Below are 19,890 nucleotides of genomic sequence, written 5' to 3'. Positions count from 1 at the left end.
GCGGGCGCACTAGGCGAACGCGACCGCGACCTCGCAGGTGTTCAGCTCCGGACGGCGCTGGTTGTTGGTGACGTGGTAGCTGGAGACCACCAGCACCCGCTCCACGCCGCCGACGGTGAGGAAGAGCCGCATGATCCCGTTGCGCGGCAGCGGGAAGCGGCCGAGCCGGCCCGTCACCGGATCACGGGCGTGGCTCTCGCCCTCGACGTGGTGCTCGAGACGGCCCTCGCCGGTGACGGTCTCGACCCAGGCCCGCGCCGGTCGGCGCGCGGGCACCAGGGCGATCGTCTGGCGGTCGCCGGCGGGGTACGGCTCGCAGCGCACCTCCAGCTCGCCGAGGTTCGGCAGTCGCCAGGTGCGGGTCCCGCCGCCGGCGATCCCGTCCTCGTCGCCGTGCCAGTTGATGCCCGGCTGGATGTCGAGGCGGGTGGTCAGGACGGCGTCGACGCGGCACTGCTGCCACGAACGGGGGTTGCGGAAGCCGGTCCACCACCAGTTCAGGCTCAGCGAGGTCGACGGCGGGGTCGCGGCGCCGCTCGCGGGGAGATGGCGCCCGCGGCGCTGGCTGATGATCCCGTCGAGGTGACCGGAGGAGAAGTTCTCAGGGCGCGGGCGCTGGTTGAGGCCCTCGTGGGCCATCGCCCCGGTGCCGCCGCGGCCCGGGTCGTCGGCGTCGGCGTAGGTGTAGACGCGCGCCGTCTTCGTGGCGACGACCGCATGGCCGCCCTTGGTCTCGTACTTCGCCAACCACATCTGGGTCTCGGCGGTGCGGTCCTCGGCCCACAGGCGCACCATCGTGCTGCGCGGGCGGCAGACGACGCTGAGCCGGCCGATGCCCGGGACGACGGCGGCGCGGGTCATCCGCCGCGTGCGCTGGGTGCCCTTCCAGTGCAGCTTCAGGCGCTGGACCTTGCGGATCGGCGTCGAGCGGGCGGCCGGCGGCGGGGGAGCCGGGCGGGCCCGGGTCCCGACGTTCGCGCGGTGCAGGTCGGTGGCGCTCGCCGGCGTCGAGACCGGTGCGTGGGCGCCGGCGGCCGACGCCGCGTCGCGGGTCCCCGCGGCGCTCAGCGTCCCCGCGACGAGCAGCACGAGCGCCACGCCGAGCGCGGCGCCCCGGCCGCTGGCGATCCTCACAGCGCCGGCTGGTCGCTCGGCCCGGTGCCGGGCTCCTCGACGCCGTCGGGTGTCAGCGGCGTCGGCGCGGTCTCGCCGCGCACGATCGCCAGCTCGGCGTTCACCTGGTCCTCGGGCAGCGGCACCAGACGGGCCGCCTCGGCCAGCGAGGGCGCCTGCTGGAGGTAGTGCTCGAGGTAGGTGTGCACCTCCTCGCGCTCGAGGGACCGCGTGGTGGTGGTCAGCAGCAGGCGGCGCGAGAGCGGGTACTCACCGGAGACGATCGTGCGCTGGGAGGCGAAGACGCAGTTGCGCTGCCCGTCGGGACCGGTGATCTCGAAGGGCCGCAGCTGGTCCTCGAAGAGCTCGTAGTAGCTGAACCGGAAGTACGCCGTGTGGCCGAGGGTGGCGGCCACGCGCTGCTGCGCGGCCACGGTGGCGCCGGTGCGGGCCCGGACCCGCTGCGAGAGCGCCTGTGCGCGCCGCAGGTCGGCGCGGGCGGCGCTCAGTGCGGCGCGTGCACGGTCGAGCCGGGCCCGGTCGGCCTGCTGCTGGGAGGCTGGTCGCTTGTCCCGGACGCCCTTGTCCACCTCCGCACCGGCGATGTCCACCTCGACCTGGGCGTCGGCGACGACTTGGCGGCGCATGGCGACCGTGCTGCGCACGTCGTCGCTGCGGCGCTGCCAGTCCCCGGCACGGCCGGCGACCCGCTCGTCCGCCTCGTCGCCCACGACGAACACCCGTGACTCCTCGTCGCTGTCGTGGGCCACGTAGTCGGAGCGGTAGTTGACCAGGGCGGGCTGCGGCGCGTCCAGCACGTGGCGGCCGAAGAAGCCGAAGGCGTTGTTGTCCGGGTCCGGTCCGCCGGTGGTGAGCGGGATGTCGTTCAGACCGAGCTGCGACCAGCTCGTGATCGGGGACCCTGCGCGATAGGCGTCCTGGACCTGCACGGTGCTCAGGCAGTCACCACCGACATCGGTCTCGGACTTGATGGCCACGACCACCGCGTCGGCGGCGACCTGGATCTCGACCAGCTCGAGACCGACGGCACGGCAGGCCTCCCACTCGGCGGCGCTGATGCCCCGCGCGGAGTCGGCCACGTCGATGCGGCCGGCGCACAGGTCGGCGAACGCACGGTCCTCGCCGTTGCGGCGCACCTCGACACGCACCGGCGTACCGCTGCCGGCCCAGTCCCGGGAGACGGCGGGGGTCAGCGAGCCGGTCGTGGCGCCGTCGACGACGACGGTGCCGGGGGCGAGCCCGGGCAGCTCGGCCTGCCGCTCGGCGAGCCGCTGCTCGTCGGCGACCTGCTGGCGCTGCTGGTCCTCCTGGGCCCGGGTGACCAGGTCGTCCGAGGGCGCGTCGTCGGAGGAGCAGGCGCTCAGGGCGGCGCCCAGGACGAGTGCCAGCGCCAGGCCCGCGGAGCGTCGACGCGTCATCAGCGGACACCTCCCGTGGCGTCGGTGGTGGTGTTCGTGGTGGCCGCGGTCGTGGGTGCGCCGGTGGGCCCGGTCGGATCGGTGGACGGCGCCGACCGGCGTGCCCCGGTGCCGCCTCCGGCGTCGGGCTCGTCCGGCGGGTACCGGAACCGCTCACCCAGGGTGGTGACCTCGAAGTCGCTGAGGTGCAGGCCCTGCAGCTCGTTGCCGCGCAGCATCTCGGAGGTGACGTCGCGCTGGGCGTAGAGGGTCGGGACGGCGGCCCGGTCGACCACGATCGCGCCGTAGGTGCGCAACGCCGCGATGATCGCGTCGGCATAGCGGCGCTGCTGGTCGCTCAGCGCGATCGGCTGCCCCGTCGTGGGGTCGACCGGGTCCGCGACCACGACGTCGGCGCGCAGCCGGATCCGGGCGCCCTCGGGGAGCGACGCGACCCGGCCGTTGCCGTCGGTGGAGGACGCCGGCTGCACGAAGGAGCTCTGGGCCGGGCCCGGCACGCTGATCGCCAGCGCGTGGTCGATCTGCCCGGCCTCGAGCTCGCCGGGCCGGATCAACCCGGCGAAGAGCGGGAGGCCCGAGCCACGGGCACTGACCACCTGGGGCTCGCTGTAGCCCGGTCCGTCGAGCTCCCAGATCCGCATGAAGTGGTAGGAGATGCTCGCGTCGTCCTCACGCCTGGCGCGCCACAGGTCGTAGGCGATCGACTGCTCGGTGTCGAAGATCGTGAACCAGCCGTCGTAGCGCGGGTCGGGGTCGATGTCGGCCGGCACGTGGAGCACCATCGAGTCCTCGCCGTCACCGCAGACCACCTGGCGGCACACGACCGGCGTGGGCTGCCCGCCCGCGACCACGGGTGTCGTCCAGGCCTCGGTGTTGATGTAGACGGGGTCGGTGATCAACCGGTCCTCGGTCTCGACCTCGTCACCGCGCTCGATGACGCCGATGCGGTACTGCGCCAGCCGCATCATCTCTCCCGAGCGGGGGTCGACCTCGAGGGAGTCCGCACGGGTGTTCCACGGCGAGTCGTCGCTGAAGAACCGGGTCTCGGCGACGGTCGACACCGGTACGCCGCCGACCGGCGCGACGGTGGCCGCCACGTTGCCGCCCGGGTCGGGGGCGGCGGCGTCGTCCTGGCCGCTGCACCCCGCGAGTGCCAGGGAGCCGGCCAGGGCCAGCGTGGTCAGGGCGAGCGCCGGTCGGCGCGGTCGGAGGGGAGCAGGAGAGCCGGCGGTCATGAGGATTCCTCGGAGCCCTTGCGGGACATCGGTGGGACGAAGGCCTGGAGGGGGCCGGGCTGGGGGGTGGGGGTCCTCGCCGCGCCGACGGCGCTGGCGAACCGGGCGAACGCGGCACCGATCTGGGCCAGCTCCGCGTCGTCGACGCGGCCCGCCTCGGCGGTGCCCGGGTCGGTGGCGGCGCGGGCAGCGGCCAGGATCGCCTGGGCCTCGCGGCGGGCCTCGAGGCGGATGATCTCGGCGTCGAGCTCGGCCCGGCTGAGCAGCAGCTCGCGCCGGCTGACGAACTCGGCCTCGAGGGTCTCGAGGTGACTGCGGTGGGTGGCCTCCGCGGACCGCATCCGGGCCAGGACCGCCTCGGCCGTCCGCACCACCTCACCGGCCGGAGTCGGCGGGCTCGAAACGGGCGGCGCAGGCGGAGGAGGCGACGTGGGCGATGCGGGCGGTGCTGCCGCGACCGGCTCGTCCGGCTCGTTCGCCGGGGCCGATCCGGCGGGCGTTACGGAGTCCTCGGGGGTGGTCTCCTGGGGCGCGGGGCCGTCGGGACCTGCGGCCTCGGCGTCCGCTCCGGCGGCAGCGGGTCCGGGGGGCGTCACGGGCTCGACGTCCGCGTCGGGCGTCGTCACGGGCCCGCCGGCGGTCGGGGCACCGCCCGGAGGGGTGGCGAGCAGCTCCTCGACGGAGGGCGCGGGAGCGGGAGAGCGGAGATCGATCACGGCAGGTCACCCCCGGTCGGCGTGAGGCCGACGTCGGTCGAGGTCGTCCCGAGGCCCGTGCTGGGCTCGGTCTGGTCGGCGGGCTGCTCGTCCTCCGCGGGCGGGGCGTAGTCGGCAGGGACGCCGACCAGCACGTAGCGGGTGGTCCGGAAGATCTCCGGGAGCAGCGGGTCGGTGCCCGCGACAGCCTCGGGGAAGCGCCTGCTCAGCAGGTCCTCCTCGGTGTCGATGGACAGCAGCAGGAAGTCGACGCCCGCACCGGCCGGGTCGTCTGCGGCGTCCTGCCAGGGACCCTCGCCCTCGTCGATGCGGTCCAGGAAGAGGGCGGGATCGCCGGTGAAGAACATCACCGGGAAGGTCTGGGCGTTGTCGGTCAGGACCGAGGAGCGGCCGGCGACGTGGGTGCTGAGGTAGTCGGCCATCGTCTGCTCCGAGGCCACGCCCACCGTCGAGCCGGAGACGGTGCGCGAGCCCTCCTGGCTCTCCCGGCTCGAGAGGGCCGCCGCGAAGGCGGACTCGAGGTTCTGGTGCGGGTAGGTCTTCATCGCCCGGAACGTCCACGGGATGCTCACCAGCAGCGCCAGCACGAGCACGGCGCCGACCAGGGTGGTCCGCGTCCCCGCCGAACGGGCCAGCCAGATGGCGCCGACGACCGACAGCACCAGCACCGGCAGGGCGTCTCGCATCAGGATCGGCTGCCCGGTGAGGCCGAGCGCGACGTCGACCGCGGGGGTGGCGATGGACACGACGAGGAACGCGGCGAGCCACAGGGCGAAGCCGTTGCCGCGTGCGGCGCCGACCACGAGCAGCGCGGGCAGCACCAGGAGGGCCAACGGCGCTCCGTACAGGACCAGCTCGAAGGTCTGCTGGAGGATCTGCGCCGCGTCGAGGTCGGTGCCGGGACGGGTGGACTCCCGTCCGCTCGTCAGCCAGGCCACCGGGTTGCCCAGCAGCACCAGGTTGAGCACCGTCCACAGCGCGATCACGTAGACCGTCGGGGCGGCGAAGCCCACGGTGGTCCCCTCAACCTCGGTGCCGTCGGCGCCCGCGCTGGCCAGGACCCCGGCGACCAGAACGGCGCCCAGCACGAACCAGAGCAGGCTGGTGTAGCCGGCGAGCGATGCCACGGAGAAGGCGAGCCCGGCGATCATGACGAAGCGGACGTCGGCGGTGACGTACCAGGCGAACAGGGCGCCGATCGCCACCGTCGTCAGGGAGATCCAGACGAACTGGCTGGCTCCGCCTGCGGCGTACAGCGCCAGCAGCGGGTTGGCTCCGAGCGCGGCCAGCACCGCGAGACGCAGGGGCAGGGCCACCGCGGCGCGGCGCAGCATCGTGTTGAGCACGACCATCGTCAGGGCGGCGAAGACGGCCGAGATCAGGGGGACGACGCCCAGGGAGCTGCCCAGCGCCGGGATGATCGTCGCCGGCGCGATCAGCAAGGTGACCAGCGGCGGGTGGTCGAAGCCGACCGCGGAGAGCTTGGCCGGGTCGTTGTGCCAGATCATCAGCGCACGGTTCAGCCGGTCGAGCGACTCGAAGCCGACCACGTGCATCTCGACGACCAGCCAGTAGCCGAACACCAGGTAGGCGAGCAGGAAGAAGGCGAAGATCCCGGCGCTCTCCCAGGGGCGACGGGTGATGTCGCGAGGACGCCGACCGACGCTCTGGACCACCCGCACCAGTCGCTCGCGCTGGGTGAGGACGGCCGCCACGGAGGCGTCGGGGACAGCATCGGTCACGGGGTGCGCGTCCTGGACGCCGGTGGGGCTCACGAGGCGCTCCCGTCGAGACCGTGCTCGGTCTTCTCCCAGTAGAAGGGGTTGGTGAAGAGCTGGATGAAGCCCTTCCACGCCGCCCAGCTCATCAGGCCCCAGTAGAGCGGGGAGAGCAGAGCGGTCCGGGTGATGGAGAACTCCCCGCGCTGCAGGCTGCCGGCGACGTTGAGGTAGACGAAGACGAAGTTGCCGACGAAGAGCAGCGCACTGGCGGCGTAGAAGACGACCCCGGGGAAGAGCTGTTCGATGAACCCGGCCTGGGTGAGGACGTAGATGGTCGTGAGCGCCCAGAAGATCGGGTTCATCAGCAGCACGAACGCGCTGCCCATCGTGAGGTTGAAGCTCATGAAGCCGCGCAGGCCGGTCTCGGAGAGCAGCCGCAGGGGGTTGCGCATGTGCACCAGCCAGGTCTGGAAGTAGCCCTTGTTCCAGCGGCTGCGCTGGCGGATCCAGTTCGGCAGGTGGGAGTTGGCCTCCTCCAGGGTGGTGGAGTCGATCATCGCGGTGCGGTAGCCGGCTCGGTGCAGGCGGATCCCGAGGTCGGCGTCCTCGGTGACGTTGAAGGGATCCCAGGCGCCGAGTTCCACGAGGGTGGAGGTCACGAAGTGGTTCGAGGTGCCCCCGAGCGGGATGGGGGACTCGGCGGCGCCCATCGCGGGCAGCACGAGCTCGAAGTGCATCGAGTACTCGTTCGCGAACCAGGCGGTGAGCAGGTTCTGGTCCTGGTTGAAGTGGTTGAGCTTGGCCTGCACGCACACCACGTTGTCGGCGACCCGGTCGAAGGCGACGAGGGCCTTCTTGAGCTGGTCGGGGTCCGGGCGGTCCTCGGCGTCGAAGATGACGCAGTAGGTGCCGGTCGCGAGCTGGAGCCCGTAGTTGCAGGCCTTGGGCTTGGTCTTCGGCTGGCTGTCGGGCACGACCACCATCGAGAAGTGCGGCGGGAGCGCGAGCTCGCGGATGCGGGCGATCGTCTCCTCGTCGTCCTCCTCGCACAACAGCTTCACGTCCAGCCGGGTGCGCGGGTAGTCCAGGGCGTTGATGTCGCGGACCAGGCGGGCGACGATGCCGGCCTCCTTGTACAGCGGCACCAGGATCGTGTAGGTCGGCAGCGCCCGCTCGTCCAGCGCCGCGATCTCCGCGTCGGTGACGTCGGTCTCGAGGTGGGTGCCCAGGGCTCGCAGGGTGAGGCGGAACTTGTAGACCGACACCAGGAGGTAGAGCAGGCTGCACAGCCCGACCAGGACCACCAGCGTGGTGAAGGGCCAGACCACGGCGCACAGCACCACGGCGATGAGCGCCAGCGCAGGGACCGTCTTCTGCGCGCCGGTGAAGACCTGGTGGGCCGAGACCTCGGGCTGGGTCTCCATCAGGTGCTGGGTCGCCACGCTCGCGTAGTGCGCGGAGTGGACCCGCTGGAGGAGCTGGTCCAGGTCGGTGCGGTTGGCGAGCAGCTGGCGTGCCGGGGCGCCCAGCGCCTGCTCCACCTCGGCCAGGTCGGCGGGGGCGAGCGGGCGGGCCACGGCGACCAGCACGGCGGCGGAGGTCTGCGCCACCGGCACCACCCGCAGGCCGCGGGCGAGGGGCTCGGGGATCCGGTGGGCGAGCTCGGGGTCCGGGTCGGCGTCGGCGAGGCCGACGCGCTCCATCTGGTGGATCTCGCCGAGGGCCGCGACGAGCACGTCCTCGGCGATGGTCTGGTGGGCGACGAGGATGTCCCCGAGCGGGTCACCGGTCCGGGCGTGCTCAAGCAGCGCGATCCGCAGCTCCTCGTCGGTGACCAGGCGGTGAGCGGTGAGCAGGGAGACCAGGTGGGCGCGGTCGTCACGCTCCTCGGGGGTCTCGGCCAGCGCGCTCCCGGGGTGGAGCCGGTCGAGGGCGTCGCTCACCTCGAGCTCGCCGTGGGCGACCAGGCGGCTCGTCCCGGGGACGAGGTCGGCGACCACCTGCGTGGTGATCGGGTCGCCCGGCTGGGCAGCGGCCACGAGGACCACCTCGTCGTGCACCGCGTAGGGCAGCACCCGGAAGACCCGGCAGACGCCCTCGGGCAGGAGCAGGGCCACCTCGGGATCGAGGTCGGGCCCCAGGTGCGGCGCGACGGCGACGGCCGCCGGTGCGGTGGGCGGTACGGCGGTCGTGGTCATGCCCGGGCCCCCGAGCCGAAGCCGGACGCCGGGAGCGGGGTGGCCCCCGGTGCGAGCGGCGCGGCCGGAGCGGCGGCGGGCGTCTGCGTGCTCGAGCCGCCCCGGTGGCGCATGGCCGTGTAGGCCAGGAACGCCACCAGGAGCACCAGCAGCGGCGCGATCAGGAACGAGACGAAGACCGCGACGAAGATGAGCAGCGTCGCAAGGGTCCGCGCGATCGCCGACCCCGTCGACGTCCTGGTCACTCGCGGATGAGTTCGTGCGGACATGCCCAGCCCTCCGGTCGTCCGGACGGCCCCCGCGCCCGGATCGACTGCAGTCTCCGCACGCCTGCGGAAGCGGCGACCCTCGCGGCGGTAACAATTCGTCAACGGTCGGCGTGTCGCCGCGTGCGCCCCGCCGCTGCGCCCGCCAGCCGGCCTCAGGTGGTCCAGTGCGGTCCAGTCCGGTGCGCCTGCGTGCGGGTGACCGGTTCCACTCGGGAGGGTGCCTCGATCGGCGGGTCGGCCGCCCCGCCGGTCGGGTCAGCTTGTCTGGACCGGGTGGTGGGCCGGTCAGTCGCCGGCCCCGGCGAGGTGGGCGCGCACCAGGTCGCCGAAGGCGGTCGGGGCGCCGTCGAGGTTGCTGATGAGCGACATGGGGTCGTCGGGGTGGTCGGCCCACACCCAGAACAGCGACCCGATGCCGTGTCCGTCGGCCCAGTCGAGGTAGTCCTCGACGTAGCCGTCGAGCGGGTCGCGCGCACCGAGCTCCGCGGTGAGCACGGGCACCCGGTCTGCGAGTGGCGCCAGCACGGCCTCCCAGCACGCCACGTCGCCGCACTCCTTGAAGTCGTAGCTGTGGAACGCCGCGACGAGCTGGTCGTCGTCCGGGGCGAACTCGGCCCAGCGGCTCAGGTCGTTGGCGTAGTCGAGGCCGCCGAGCAGCACCGGCTGCCGGGCGCCTGTGTCCCGGATCGTCGAGACCACCGCCGCCATCCCCTCCACGGCGTAGGTGGTGCGTCCGTCGCTCGCCATGCGGTCGTCCTCCACCGGCGCCGCGCAGCCCCCGTCGCGCCAGCACTCCCAGGTGAGCTCGAAGATCAGCCGGTCGGCGGCGTCGTAGCGCGAGTACGGCTCGTTGAAGGCGTCGAACATGACCGAGGGGTTGGTGCGGAAGGTCTGGGCCAGGCTGCGCCAGAAGTCGAGGGACTGGGCGTCGGGCATGGCGAGGTTGCCGAACTCGGGCGAGGTCGCCCGTTTGCGGCTGTGCAGGTCGAGCACCACGACGAGGCCCTCGGTGTTGAGCGCCCGCACGAAGGCGGCCACCTCGAGGCGGTAGTCCTCCGCGGTCCGCTCGGTGTGCGCGTCGCTCACCGGCGCGCCCCGGGTGCCGAGCCAGCAGTCCTGGTTGAGCGGGATCCGGACGGTGTTCATGCCCCAGGCGGCCATCGCGCGGGCCTGCGCGCCGAGCTTGTCGGCACCGACGGTCCCGTCGAGGGACGAGAGCCCCCAGCCCTGGGCGCAGGCGTACTCGAAGCTGCTCCAGTTCACCCCGCGGGGGAGGAACTCCGCGCCGTCGCGGGCGTCGACCAGGCGGGCGCCCACGACCTGCGGCTGGGCCGCTCCGGTGTCGGCGGGGGCGGGATCGGCACCCCCGCGCAGGACGCCGGTGACGATCGTCGTGACCAGCGCCGCGAGGACCGCGGCGACGACCACGGGCGCCAGCCGGCGCCGGCGGCGCGCAACAGTCATCGGATCCCCCTCTGCCGGGCCGCATCCTAGGGGTGCGCCGCCGGCCGCGCTCCCGGGTGGGCCCGCGGCGTACGTCTCACCCGTCCCGGGCGGCATGCGCCCGGCGTGGACCGGGTGGGAGACTGGGCCGGTGCGGCTCGCGTTCACCCTGACCACGGCGGCGTACGTCGTGCTGCTGGGCGCGGCCGCGACGCGGCTGCCCGAGCGGGTGCCCGTGCACCTGGGCTTCATGGAGCACCCCGAGCGCTGGGGCTCGCGCACCGAGACCGTCGCCCTGCTGGGCGGCGCGGGGCTCGTGCTCGCCCTCGCCGTGGTGGGTGCCGCCCGGGTGCTGCCGAGGCAGCCGCTGTCCTCGCCGTGGGTCGACGTCCCGCACCACGCGTGGTGGGCCGCGACGCCTGAGCGCGAGGCCGTGGCCCAGCAGCGCATGGCCGGCGGCCTGTACGGGCTCGGCGCGGGGGCGATGCTCGTGATGAGTGCCGTGCTGGTCTCGGTCGTCGTGACGGCGCGGGCCGGCGAGCCCACGCTGGGCACGCCGTTCCTCGCCGCCATCGGCGGGGGAGTGGGCGGCCTGATCATCTGGTCGCTGTGGATGTCGCTGTTCCGTTACCGACCCGAGGAGGGGCGATGAGCGCCGAGACCATCACCGCAGGCACGGGCGCCACGGGCGTGCCCGCGAGCGGGGACCTGAAGGCCGAGCTGCGCCGGCGGGGGCTCACCGACGTCGACGACACCACGCTCACCCGGGCGATGTACTCCACCGACGCCTCCATCTACCGCGTCGTGCCGCAGATCGTGGCCCGCCCGCGCCACGTCGACGAGCTGGACGCCCTGCTGGACGCCTCGCGCACCCTGGGTGTGCCGCTCACGATGCGCGGCGCCGGCACCTCGATCGCCGGCAACGCGGTCGGCACCGGCATCGTGGTCGACACCGTGCGCCATCTCAACCGGGTGCTGGAGATCGACCCGGAGACCCGCACCGCGCTGGTCGAGCCCGGCCTGATCCACGCCAACCTGCAGAAGGCCGCCGCCCCGCACGGGCTGCGCTTCGGCCCCGACCCCTCGACCCACCCGCGCTGCACGATCGGCGGGATGATCGGCAACAACGCCTGCGGCTCGCGCGCCCTGGGCTACGGCCGCACCGCCGACAACGTGGTCGACCTCGACGTGGCCTACGCCTCCGACGGTGACGTGCCCGGGCAGCTGGCCGCGCTCGTCGAGGCCCACCTCGGGCACGTGCGCACCAGCTTCGGCCGCTTCTCGCGCCAGGTCAGCGGCTACTCCCTGGAGCACCTGCTGCCCGAGCGCCGCTCCCTGGACAAGTTCCTGGTCGGCTCCGAGGGCACCCTCGCGGTGGTCCGCCGGGCCCGGGTCCGGCTGGTCCCGGAGGTGGCGCGCCACCTGGTCGTGCTCGGCTACGCCGACATGTTCGAGGCCGCGGACGCCGTGCCCGGCCTGCTCGCCGCCGTCGGCCAGGGCGACGTCTCCACCGAGGGCTCCGCGCTGGTCGCCTGCGAGGGCATGGACGCCCGGATCGCCGACCTGGTCCGCGCCCGCGGCGGCGCGGTCCCCGAGCTGCCGCGCGGCGCCGGCTGGCTGATGGTCGAGGTCGTCGACCCCGCCCTGCTCGCCACCGTGGTCGCCGCCTCCGGCGCGCTGGACCACCGCGTGGTCACCGACGCCGCCGAGGCCGCCGCGCTGTGGCGCATCCGCGAGGACGGCGCCGGGCTGGCCAGCCGCAGCCTGCCGACCCCGGCGTACTCCGGCTGGGAGGACGCCGCGGTCCCGCCCGCGCAGCTCGGCTCCTGGCTGCGCGACTTCGACGCGCTCCTGCGCGAGCACGACCTCGACGGGGTGCCCTACGGCCACTTCGGCGACGGCTGCGTGCACGTGCGCATCGACTTCAAGTTCGACGACGGCGGCGCGTCGTTCCGCGACTTCATGGTCGCCTCGGCGCACAAGCTCGCGGAGTACGGCGGGTCGCTGTCCGGCGAGCACGGCGACGGCCGGGCGCGCTCGGAGCTGCTCTCGATCATGTATCCCGAGGAGTCGGTGCGGCTCTTCGGCGCGGTCAAGGCGATCTGCGACCCCGCCAACGTGCTCAACCCCGGCGTCCTGGTCGACCCGGCCCCGCTCGACGCGGACCTGCGCCCGACGCGTCCCCGCACCCGCGAGGGCGTCCCCGCGCTGCGCTTCCTGCACGACGAGGGCTCCTTCGGCAACGCCGTGCACCGCTGCACCGGCGTCGGCAAGTGCGTCGCCGCCACCAGCGCCGGCGTGATGTGCCCGTCGTACCAGGCCACCCGCGAGGAGAAGGACTCCACCCGCGGGCGCGCCCGGGTGCTCCAGGAGGCGCTCGACGGCGCCCTGGTGCAGGGCGTGCAGGACCCGGCGGTGCACGAGGCGCTCGACCTGTGCCTGTCGTGCAAGGGCTGCTCCTCGGACTGCCCGACCGGCATCGACATGGCGACCTACAAGTCCGAGGTGCTGCACCAGACCTACGCCGGCAAGGTGCGCCCGCGCACCCACTACCTGCTCGGCCGGCTGCCGCAGTGGGTGCGGATGAGCGCCCCGCTGGCGCCGCTGGCCAACGCCGCGATGCGGGTCAAGCCGCTCGCCTCGCTCGCGCGCGCCACCGCGGGGATCGACCAGCGCCGCTCGATCCCCGCCTTCGCGACCACCACCCTGCGCCGCAGCCGGCGCGCCGCCGCCAAGGCCGCGGGCCAGCAGCCCGTGCAGGCGCCGGACGTGTGGGTGTGGGCCGACTCCTTCACCGACCACTTCTTCCCGCGCAGCGGGCACGCCGCGATCAAGGTGCTCGAGGCCGCCGGCCTGCGGGTGCGGGTCATCGACGAGGCCGCCTGCTGCGGCCTGACCTGGGTGACCACCGGCCAGCTGGACCAGGCGCGCGCGATCATGGAGCGCACCGTGCGCACGCTGGCTTCGTACGTCGACTCCGGCGTGCCGGTGATCGGGCTCGAGCCGTCCTGCCTGGCGACCCTGCGCACCGACGCCGTCGAGCTCACCGACGACCCGGCCGCGGCGCGGGTGGCCGGCGGCGTGCGGACCTTCGCCGAGCTGCTCACCGACCTGGTCGGCGAGGGCCTGGTGCGGATGCCCGACCTGAGCGGCACCGAGATCGTCGCCCAGCCGCACTGCCACCACTCCTCGGTGCTGGGCTGGTCGGCCGACGAGAAGCTGCTGCGCGACGCCGGGGCCACGCTCACCAAGGTCGCCGGCTGCTGCGGCCTGGCCGGCAACTTCGGCATGGAGAAGGGGCACTACGAGGTCTCGGTGGCGGTGGCGGAGACGCACCTGATGCCGGCGGTCCGGGCCAACCCCGGTGCGGTGGTGCTCGCCGACGGCATGTCGTGCCGGGTGCAGCTCGCGGACCTCGCCGACGTCGAGACGATGCACCTCGCCGAGCTGCTCGCCTCGCGCCTGGAAGCCTGAGCGGGGGCCGAGGCGGCGCCGCCAGCGATGCCGGTCCGCGGGGGCGGCGCTCCTAGACTGGAGGGGTGAACCCACGCCACCGCCGCTTCATCATCCCGGCCTTCCTGGTGCTGCTGCTGGTCATCGTGGTGGTCGCGGCGGTGACGCGATGAGCGAGCCGCTGCTGCGGGTGCTGAACCGGATGCGGAGCCACCTGCTGGACCCCGACAGCCTGGTGCGCGCCGTCGCCTCGGGCCGCCAGAAGGGCACCCAGCCGCGCTGGCGCCGCGTCGAGCTGCGCTACGTCGACCTCAAGGCCGGCCGGCACCTGCAGATCACCTCCTACGACCAGACCCAGGCGCACACCGTCAACCACCCCGTCGGGCCGGACGGGCCGAGCGACGCGGCCCGGGCCGCGGTGGACGAGCTCATCGACGAGCCGTTCGGCAACTGGCACGTGGAGACCACCACCCAGAGCCACCAGGTGCGGGTCACCAAGAAGCTCGAGGCGCTGCTGCACACCACCGAGCGGGAGACCCCGGTCGCGGTCGAGCGCGGCCACGACCGCGACAAGCAGCGCCTGCTCGCCGAGGACGACCCGCTGTTCCGCGCCCTCGGCCTCACCGACGCCCAGGGCCGGCTCAAGCCGAGCCGACAGGCGAAGTACCGCCAGGTCGAGGAGTTCCTGCGGCTGCTCGACTCCTCGATCAGCGACGCCCTCGCCAAGGGCCAGCTGCGCCGCCCGAGCGCCGAGGACCCGTTGCGGGTCGTCGACCTCGGCTGCGGCAACGCCTACCTCACCTTCGCCGCCCAGCGGTTCCTGACCTCGGTGCGCGACCTGCCGGTCGTGGTGACCGGCGTGGACGTCAAGGAGCAGTCGCGCGAGCACAACACCGCGGTGGCCCGTGAGCTCGGCGTCGACGCCGAGTTCGTGGTCGGCAGCATCGGCGGCGTCGAGCTCGACCGCGCCCCCGACGTGGTGCTGGCGCTGCACGCCTGCGACACCGCGACCGACGAGGCGCTCGCCCGCGCGGTCGAGTGGGGCGCCCAGCTGGTGCTGGCCGCACCGTGCTGTCACCACGACGTCGCCGCGCAGCTGCGCCGCTCGCCCACCCCCGCGCCGTACGCGCAGCTGACCCGGCACGGCATCCTGCGCGAGCGGCTCGCGGACACCCTCACCGACGGGATCCGCGCGACCCTGATGCGGCTGCAGGGCTACCGCGTCGACGTCGTGCAGTTCGTCGAGAGCCAGCACACCCCGCGCAACACCCTGCTGCGCGCGGTGCGGGCCGGGTCGCCGGTCAAGGGCGGCAGCCTGCGCTCGGAGTACGACGAGCTCGTGCGGACCTGGTCGCTGCGCCCGCGCCTGGCGGTTCTGCTCGGGGAGCTGCCCGCCGAGGAGACGACCGAGGATGCGCCGGCCCCGGCCTGAGGGGCTCCTGGCCCTCCTCGTGGCCGTGCCGTTCGCCCTGGGGGCGGCGGCCGCGCCCCGCCCCGAGCCCGACGTGGTGGTCGAGATCGCCGACCCCGCGATCACCGAGGCGAGTGGCCTGGTGGTCGTCGACGGCGACCTGGTCGTCGTCAACGACTCAGGCGACGGGGGACGGGTCTTCGTCGTCGACCCCGGCACGGGGAAGACCGTCGGCACCACCAGCTGGAGCGAGGCGCCCCGCGACACCGAGGCGCTCGCGCCCGCCGGCCCCGGGCACGTCTGGGTGGGCGACATCGGCGACAACCGCGCGGTCCGCGACTCGGTCTCGCTGCTGCGGGTGCCGGTCGGGCGCGGGGACCGCACGGTCGAGCCGGAGCGCTTCGAGCTGGTCTACCCCGACGGCGCCCGCGACGCCGAGACGCTGCTCGCGCACCCGGGCACCGGGCAGCTGCTCGTGGTCTCCAAGGAGGTCCTCGGCGGGTCCGTGTACGCCGTCCCGCGCCGCCTCGACGCGGATCGCCCCAACCGGCTGCGCCGCCTCGGCCCCGGCCCGGCCTTCGCCACCGACGGCGCCTTCTGGCCCGACGGGAGGCACCTGCTGGTGCGCGGCTACAGCGGGGCGGTGCTGCTGAGCTGGCCGACCCTGGAACGGGTCGCGCCCGTCGAGCTGCCGCCCCAGCGCCAGGGCGAGGCGCTCGCGGTCGACCCCGGTGACGGCACGGCCGGACAGGACGCCGAGGTGCTGGTGCTCTCCGAGGGGCTGCACGAGCCGGTGCTGCGCGTCGCGCTGTCGCCGGAGGTGCGTGCCGCGCTGGCCGCGGACGCGCCGTCCGGCTCCGCTGCGCCCGAGGTGGACGCCGAGGCGGCTGGCGAGGCCCCCGCGTCGCAGCAGGCCGAGGACGCAGGGGACGCCGGCGACAAGGGAGACCCCGGCGGACGCCCGGGGTGGCCGTGGTTCCTCGGCGGCTGGCTGGGCCTGGGCGCGCTGGTGGTGCTGCTGCGCTGGCTGTGGGGCCGCTCGCGCTGACCATCCCCCGAGTCGGCGCGTGTGGTGCGTCGAGTCGGCGCTTGTGGTGCCCGACGTACCGACTCGACGTGCACCACTCTCGACTCGACCGTCAGGACTCTCGACTCAACGGGCCGGCCGGGGTTTGTGGGGTCGTCGGCGCGGCTACTTCTCCGGCGTGCCACGACTGCGCCGTACCTCTCCCGACCAGCCGGGCTGGACCCGGCGGCGGGCCGGGCGCGGCTTCGTCTACCTCGACCAGCACGGCGCCCGCCTCCCCGAGGAGGACGCCGAGCGGGTGCGCGACCTGGTGATCCCGCCCGCGTGGACCGACGTCTGGGTCACGCCGCACGAGAACGGCCACCTCCAGGCGGTCGGCACCGACGCCGCCGGGCGGCGCCAGTACCTCTACCACCCGGCCTGGCGCGAGCGCCGCGATGCGGAGAAGTTCGACCGGATGCTGGCCTTCGGCGCTGCGCTGGCCTCGGCCCGCGAGGTCGTCGTGACCGACCTGGGCATGGCGGGGATGCCGCTGGAACGGGCCTGCGCGGCCGCCGTACGCCTGCTGGACCTGGGCTACTTCCGCATCGGCAACGACGTCTACGCCGACACCAACGGCAGCTTCGGCCTCACCACCCTGGAGCGGCGCCACGTGCGCCGGCGCCAGGACCGGCTGGTCTTCGGTTTCGTCGGGAAGTCCGGCGTCGAGCACCGCATCGAGATCGACGACGCGGTCGTCGTCGAGACGATCGAGGAGATGCGGCGCCGCCGCGGGGCCGGTCGGCTGCTGTCCTACCGCGAGGGGCGCAGCTGGCGCGACCTGTTGCCGGCGCTGGTCAACGAGTACATCCGCACCACCACCGGCATCGAGGCAACCGCGAAGGACTTCCGCACCTGGCACGCCACGGTGCTGGCCGCGGCCGCGCTGGCGGAGACCGAGGAGCCCGGGGGCACCCAGGCCTCGCGGCGGCGGGCGGTGAGCGCGGCGATGAAGGAGGTCTCGAGCTTCCTCGGCAACACCCCGACCCTGGCCCGCTCCTCCTACGTCGACCCGCGGGTCGTCGAGGCCTACGAGGAGGGCCGCACGATCAACGGCGCCGCGGCGGGGCAGTACGACACCCCCGACGAGAGGCAGGCGGCGCTCGAGGCCGCCACGCTCGAGCTGCTGAGGGAGGACTGAGGATGCGGGTCACCGCGGTCGAGGGCGACATCACCGAGCAGAGGGTCGACGCCGTCGTGAACGCCGCCAACCGCGGGATGCGCGGCGGCGGGGGCGTCGACGGCGCGATCCACCGGGTCGGCGGCCCGGAGGTGCTGGAGGACTGCGTGCGCCGCTTCCCCGAGGGGCTCGCGACCGGTGACGCCGGCTGGACCACGGCCGGGGGCCTCCCGGCCCGTTGGGTCGTGCACGTCGTCGGCCCCGACCGGAACGCCGGGGAGACCGACCGGGGGCTGCTGGTCTCCTGCTACGTGCGGGCACTCGAGGTCGCCGACGAGCTCGGCGTCCGCACGATCGCCCTCCCGCTCGTGGGGGCCGGGGTGTACGGCTGGTCGGCCGAGGACTCGGTGGACGCGGCGCTCGAGGGCGTCGCCGCCGCCGAGGCGCGCGGCAGCGGCGTCGAGGAGGTGCGGATCGTGGCGTTCGGGCGCGCGGCGTACGACGTGGTGCGGACGCGGGTGGAGCAGGGTCAGAGCCGCTCGACGACGTAGTCGATGCAGGCGGTGAGCGCCTCGACGTCGGCCGGGTCGACCGCGGGGTACATCGCGATCCGCAGCTGGTTGCGCCCGAGCTTGCGGTACGGCTCGGTGTCGCTGATGCCGTTCGCGCGCAGGGCGGCCGCCAGCGCGGCGGCGTCGACGTCCTCGGTGAAGTCGATGGTGCCGATGACCAGCGAGCGGTCGGCGGGCTCCGCGACGTACGGGAAGGCGTACGGCGCGCGCTCGGCCCAGTCGTAGAGCGCCGAGGCGGAGCGCGTGGTGCGCTCGACCATGCCCGGCAGCGCGCCGCGGGCGTTCATCCAGTCCAGCTGCTCGGCCATCAGGAACAGGGTGGCGACGGCCGGGGTGTTGAGCGTCTGGTTCTTGCGCGACTGCTCGATGGCGCTCGGCAGGTCGAGGAACGCCGGGACGAAGCGCCCGGTCGCGGCGATCCGCTCGGCACGCTCGATCGCGGCCGGGGACATCGTGGCCAGCCACAGGCCGCCGTCGGAGGCGAAGGACTTCTGCGGGGCGAAGTAGTAGACGTCGGTCTCGCGCAGGTCGACCGGCAGGCCGCCCGCGCCGGAGGTGGCGTCGATCAGCACCAGGGCGCCCTCGTCGGCGCCGGCCGGGCGCGCGACGGGCGCCATCACGCCGGTGGAGGTCTCGTTGTGCGGCCAGGCGTAGACGTCGATGCCGGCCTCGGCGACCGCGACCGCACGGCTGCCGGTCGGGGCGGTGATCACCGACGGGTCGGCCAGCCACGGCGCCCGGGTGGCGGCCTGGGCGAACTTGGCGCTGAACTCGCCGAAGGTGAGGTGCTGGCTGCGCTGCTCGATCAGCCCGAAGGTCGCGACGTCCCAGAACGCGGTGGCGCCGCCGTTGCCGAGCACGATCTCGTAGTCGTCCGGCAGCGAGAAGAACGTCGTCAGCCCGTCCTTGACCCGGCCCACCAGCTGGCGCACCGGCGCCTGGCGGTGGGAGGTGCCCATCAGCGACGTCCCGGTCGCGGCGAGCGACTGGAGGTGGGCGGCCTCGATCTTCGACGGGCCGGCGCCGAAGCGTCCGTCCGCGGGGAGGAGGTCGGCGGGGATCTGCGGGGCGGGGCTCATGGACTGCCTTTTCGGGAGAGGGCGGCGAGGCTCACCTGACCGCGCTGTCAGCGCCCCCATTGTGTCAGCCGGCCGGGGGGCGCGATGAATCGCGGGCCGGGGGTGATCATGGGGTCGTGAGCGCAGGAGAGGGACGGGTGCGGACCAGCGACGAGCGGGTGCCGGGCGGGCTGGAGATCGTGCGGGTCGGCTACGACGACCCTGACGCGGCGCGCCTGGTCGAGGAGGTCCAGGAGGAGTACGTCCGCCGCTACGGCGGGCGCGACGAGAGCCCGGTGGAGCCGGCGGAGTTCCGGCCCCCGGGCGGCAGCTTCTTCGTGGGCTACGAGGACGGCGTCGCGGTGGCCACCGGCGCCTGGCGACGCTCCGGGGTCGAGGCCTGCGGTACGCGCGCCACCGCCGAGGTCAAGCGGATGTACGTCGTACCGACCGCGCAGCGGCGCGGGCACGCCCGCCGCATGCTCGCGCACCTGGAGGCGAGCGCGGCGGCGCACCGCTCCGAGGCGCTGGTCCTCGAGACCGGCGCGCTCCAGCCGGAGGCGATGGCGCTCTACGAGTCGGCCGGCTACGCGGTGATCCCCGGCTTCGGGCACTACCGGGACTCCCCGATCAACCGCTGCTACGCCAAGCGGATCGGCTGAGGGTTCTCGACGGGTTGCGCAGGTCCGCGGGGGTCGCGGCCGCGGGCACGTACTTTTTCGCGCAATTGCTGGGATTGGTACCGGTACGTGCGGGCGGTCTCAACTGGTCGGTGCAACACGACTGCGGAGGTTGTGTTGCGGGATCTCGATGGCGTGTGTGCTCGGGCGTTGGAGTTGTTGGCTCATGGCGTGTCGGTCAAACACGCTGCGGAACTGGGGACTGCCCCCAGTTGAGTTGACACCTGACCTCTGAGGTTTCGACCTCAAGCGGAAGGATGTCCCCGTGGCAAAGCCCTATCCCAAGGAGTTCCGCGACGACGTCGTGGCCGTGGCCCGCAAGGGCCAGGCACCGCTGTCCCAGATCGCGAAGGACTTCGGCATCTCCGAAGGCTCGCTGGCGAACTGGATGAAGCA

17 protein-coding genes are annotated in these 19,890 nt (G+C 73.9%); 8 read left to right on the top strand and 9 right to left on the bottom strand.

Annotated elements, in window-relative coordinates; translation table 11 throughout:
* Positions 1-9: 9 nt before the first annotated feature.
* The 8 genes from HOQ23_RS17070 to HOQ23_RS17035 form a co-directional block, all read right to left on the bottom strand.
* Entirely contained in the window at positions 10-1,134 is a 1,125-nt protein-coding gene (locus tag HOQ23_RS17070; RefSeq protein ID WP_172216076.1) for a hypothetical protein, read from the bottom strand.
* Positions 1,131-2,552 (bottom strand): substrate-binding domain-containing protein, encoded by a 1,422-nt coding sequence (locus tag HOQ23_RS17065; protein ID WP_172216074.1) that lies wholly within the window; start codon positions 2,550-2,552, stop codon positions 1,131-1,133. The genes HOQ23_RS17070 and HOQ23_RS17065 overlap by 4 nt, the downstream gene beginning before the upstream one ends.
* The gene (locus tag HOQ23_RS17060) at positions 2,552-3,787 is read right to left on the bottom strand and encodes a hypothetical protein (protein WP_172216072.1); all 1,236 of its coding nucleotides are present in this window, start codon (positions 3,785-3,787) and stop codon (positions 2,552-2,554) included. Before HOQ23_RS17060 ends, HOQ23_RS17065 begins: the two co-directional genes overlap by 1 nt.
* On the bottom strand, positions 3,784-4,158 hold the full coding sequence (locus HOQ23_RS17055; RefSeq protein WP_172216070.1) for a hypothetical protein: 375 nt from the start codon (positions 4,156-4,158) through the stop codon (positions 3,784-3,786). The genes HOQ23_RS17060 and HOQ23_RS17055 overlap by 4 nt, the downstream gene beginning before the upstream one ends.
* Positions 4,159-4,499: 341 nt before the next feature.
* On the bottom strand, positions 4,500-6,278 hold the full coding sequence (locus HOQ23_RS17050) for a hypothetical protein (RefSeq protein ID WP_172216068.1): 1,779 nt from the start codon (positions 6,276-6,278) through the stop codon (positions 4,500-4,502).
* Positions 6,275-8,422: a glycosyltransferase gene (locus HOQ23_RS17045; protein ID WP_172216066.1), complete on the bottom strand. Its 2,148-nt coding sequence runs from the start codon at positions 8,420-8,422 to the stop codon at positions 6,275-6,277. The genes HOQ23_RS17050 and HOQ23_RS17045 overlap by 4 nt, the downstream gene beginning before the upstream one ends.
* Positions 8,419-8,667, bottom strand: a complete 249-nt coding sequence (locus HOQ23_RS17040; protein WP_172216064.1) for a hypothetical protein — start codon at positions 8,665-8,667, stop codon at positions 8,419-8,421. Before HOQ23_RS17040 ends, HOQ23_RS17045 begins: the two co-directional genes overlap by 4 nt.
* A 309-nt stretch (positions 8,668-8,976) precedes the next feature.
* Positions 8,977-10,155, bottom strand: coding sequence for a glycoside hydrolase family 5 protein (locus tag HOQ23_RS17035; RefSeq protein ID WP_172216062.1), 1,179 nt, complete (start codon positions 10,153-10,155; stop codon positions 8,977-8,979).
* Positions 10,156-10,285: 130 nt separating this feature from the next.
* On the opposite strand from HOQ23_RS17035, the gene HOQ23_RS17030 reads away from it, so the two are divergent.
* The 6 genes from HOQ23_RS17030 (at position 10,286) to HOQ23_RS17005 (ending at position 17,735) form a co-directional block, all read left to right on the top strand.
* The gene (locus tag HOQ23_RS17030; protein ID WP_172216060.1) at positions 10,286-10,786 is read left to right on the top strand and encodes a DUF1648 domain-containing protein; all 501 of its coding nucleotides are present in this window, start codon (positions 10,286-10,288) and stop codon (positions 10,784-10,786) included.
* The gene (locus HOQ23_RS17025) at positions 10,783-13,608 is read left to right on the top strand and encodes an FAD-binding and (Fe-S)-binding domain-containing protein (RefSeq protein ID WP_172216058.1); all 2,826 of its coding nucleotides are present in this window, start codon (positions 10,783-10,785) and stop codon (positions 13,606-13,608) included. Before HOQ23_RS17030 ends, HOQ23_RS17025 begins: the two co-directional genes overlap by 4 nt.
* A gap of 148 nt (positions 13,609-13,756) precedes the next feature.
* The gene (locus HOQ23_RS17020) at positions 13,757-15,019 is read left to right on the top strand and encodes an SAM-dependent methyltransferase (protein ID WP_172216056.1); all 1,263 of its coding nucleotides are present in this window, start codon (positions 13,757-13,759) and stop codon (positions 15,017-15,019) included.
* Entirely contained in the window at positions 15,000-16,046 is a 1,047-nt protein-coding gene (locus HOQ23_RS17015) for a YncE family protein (RefSeq protein ID WP_172216054.1), read from the top strand. The genes HOQ23_RS17020 and HOQ23_RS17015 overlap by 20 nt, the downstream gene beginning before the upstream one ends.
* A 157-nt stretch (positions 16,047-16,203) precedes the next feature.
* Positions 16,204-17,205 (top strand): DNA topoisomerase IB, encoded by a 1,002-nt coding sequence (locus HOQ23_RS17010; protein ID WP_172216052.1) that lies wholly within the window; start codon positions 16,204-16,206, stop codon positions 17,203-17,205.
* 2 nt (positions 17,206-17,207) lie between these two features.
* Entirely contained in the window at positions 17,208-17,735 is a 528-nt protein-coding gene (locus tag HOQ23_RS17005) for a macro domain-containing protein (RefSeq protein ID WP_172216050.1), read from the top strand.
* Here the strand turns inward: HOQ23_RS17005 and serC are convergent.
* Positions 17,714-18,835 (bottom strand): phosphoserine transaminase, encoded by a 1,122-nt coding sequence (gene serC / locus HOQ23_RS17000; protein ID WP_172216041.1) that lies wholly within the window; start codon positions 18,833-18,835, stop codon positions 17,714-17,716. The two genes, HOQ23_RS17005 and serC, sit on opposite strands and share 22 nt — an antisense overlap.
* A 116-nt stretch (positions 18,836-18,951) precedes the next feature.
* On the opposite strand from serC, the gene HOQ23_RS16995 reads away from it, so the two are divergent.
* A complete protein-coding gene (locus HOQ23_RS16995; RefSeq protein ID WP_367650553.1) occupies positions 18,952-19,476 on the top strand; it encodes a GNAT family N-acetyltransferase in 525 nt (174 codons plus the stop codon).
* A 283-nt stretch (positions 19,477-19,759) separates the two neighbouring features.
* A partial coding sequence (locus HOQ23_RS16990; protein ID WP_172216039.1) for a transposase occupies positions 19,760-19,890 on the top strand: 131 nt, incomplete at its 3' end.

Origin of the sequence: Nocardioides sp. zg-DK7169 (assembly GCF_013155365.1) — a bacterium.
Classification (GTDB): Bacteria; Actinomycetota; Actinomycetes; order Propionibacteriales; family Nocardioidaceae; genus Nocardioides.
This window is presented reverse-complemented; position numbering and strand designations above follow the sequence as displayed.

Excerpts from the sequence above, each read along its gene's own strand:
- HOQ23_RS17065 (WP_172216074.1), bottom strand. The coding sequence starts at position 2,552 with ATGACGCGTCGACGCTCCGCGGGCCTGGCGCTGGCACTCGTCCTGGGC.
- HOQ23_RS17060 (WP_172216072.1), bottom strand. The coding sequence starts at position 3,787 with ATGACCGCCGGCTCTCCTGCTCCCCTCCGACCGCGCCGACCGGCGCTC.
- HOQ23_RS17045 (WP_172216066.1), bottom strand. The coding sequence starts at position 8,422 with ATGACCACGACCGCCGTACCGCCCACCGCACCGGCGGCCGTCGCCGTC.
- HOQ23_RS17035 (WP_172216062.1), bottom strand. The coding sequence starts at position 10,155 with ATGACTGTTGCGCGCCGCCGGCGCCGGCTGGCGCCCGTGGTCGTCGCC.
- HOQ23_RS17025 (WP_172216058.1), top strand. The coding sequence starts at position 10,783 with ATGAGCGCCGAGACCATCACCGCAGGCACGGGCGCCACGGGCGTGCCC.
- HOQ23_RS17020 (WP_172216056.1), top strand. The coding sequence starts at position 13,757 with ATGAGCGAGCCGCTGCTGCGGGTGCTGAACCGGATGCGGAGCCACCTG.
- HOQ23_RS17015 (WP_172216054.1), top strand. The coding sequence starts at position 15,000 with ATGCGCCGGCCCCGGCCTGAGGGGCTCCTGGCCCTCCTCGTGGCCGTG.
- HOQ23_RS17005 (WP_172216050.1), top strand. The coding sequence starts at position 17,208 with ATGCGGGTCACCGCGGTCGAGGGCGACATCACCGAGCAGAGGGTCGAC.
- serC (WP_172216041.1), bottom strand. The coding sequence starts at position 18,835 with ATGAGCCCCGCCCCGCAGATCCCCGCCGACCTCCTCCCCGCGGACGGA.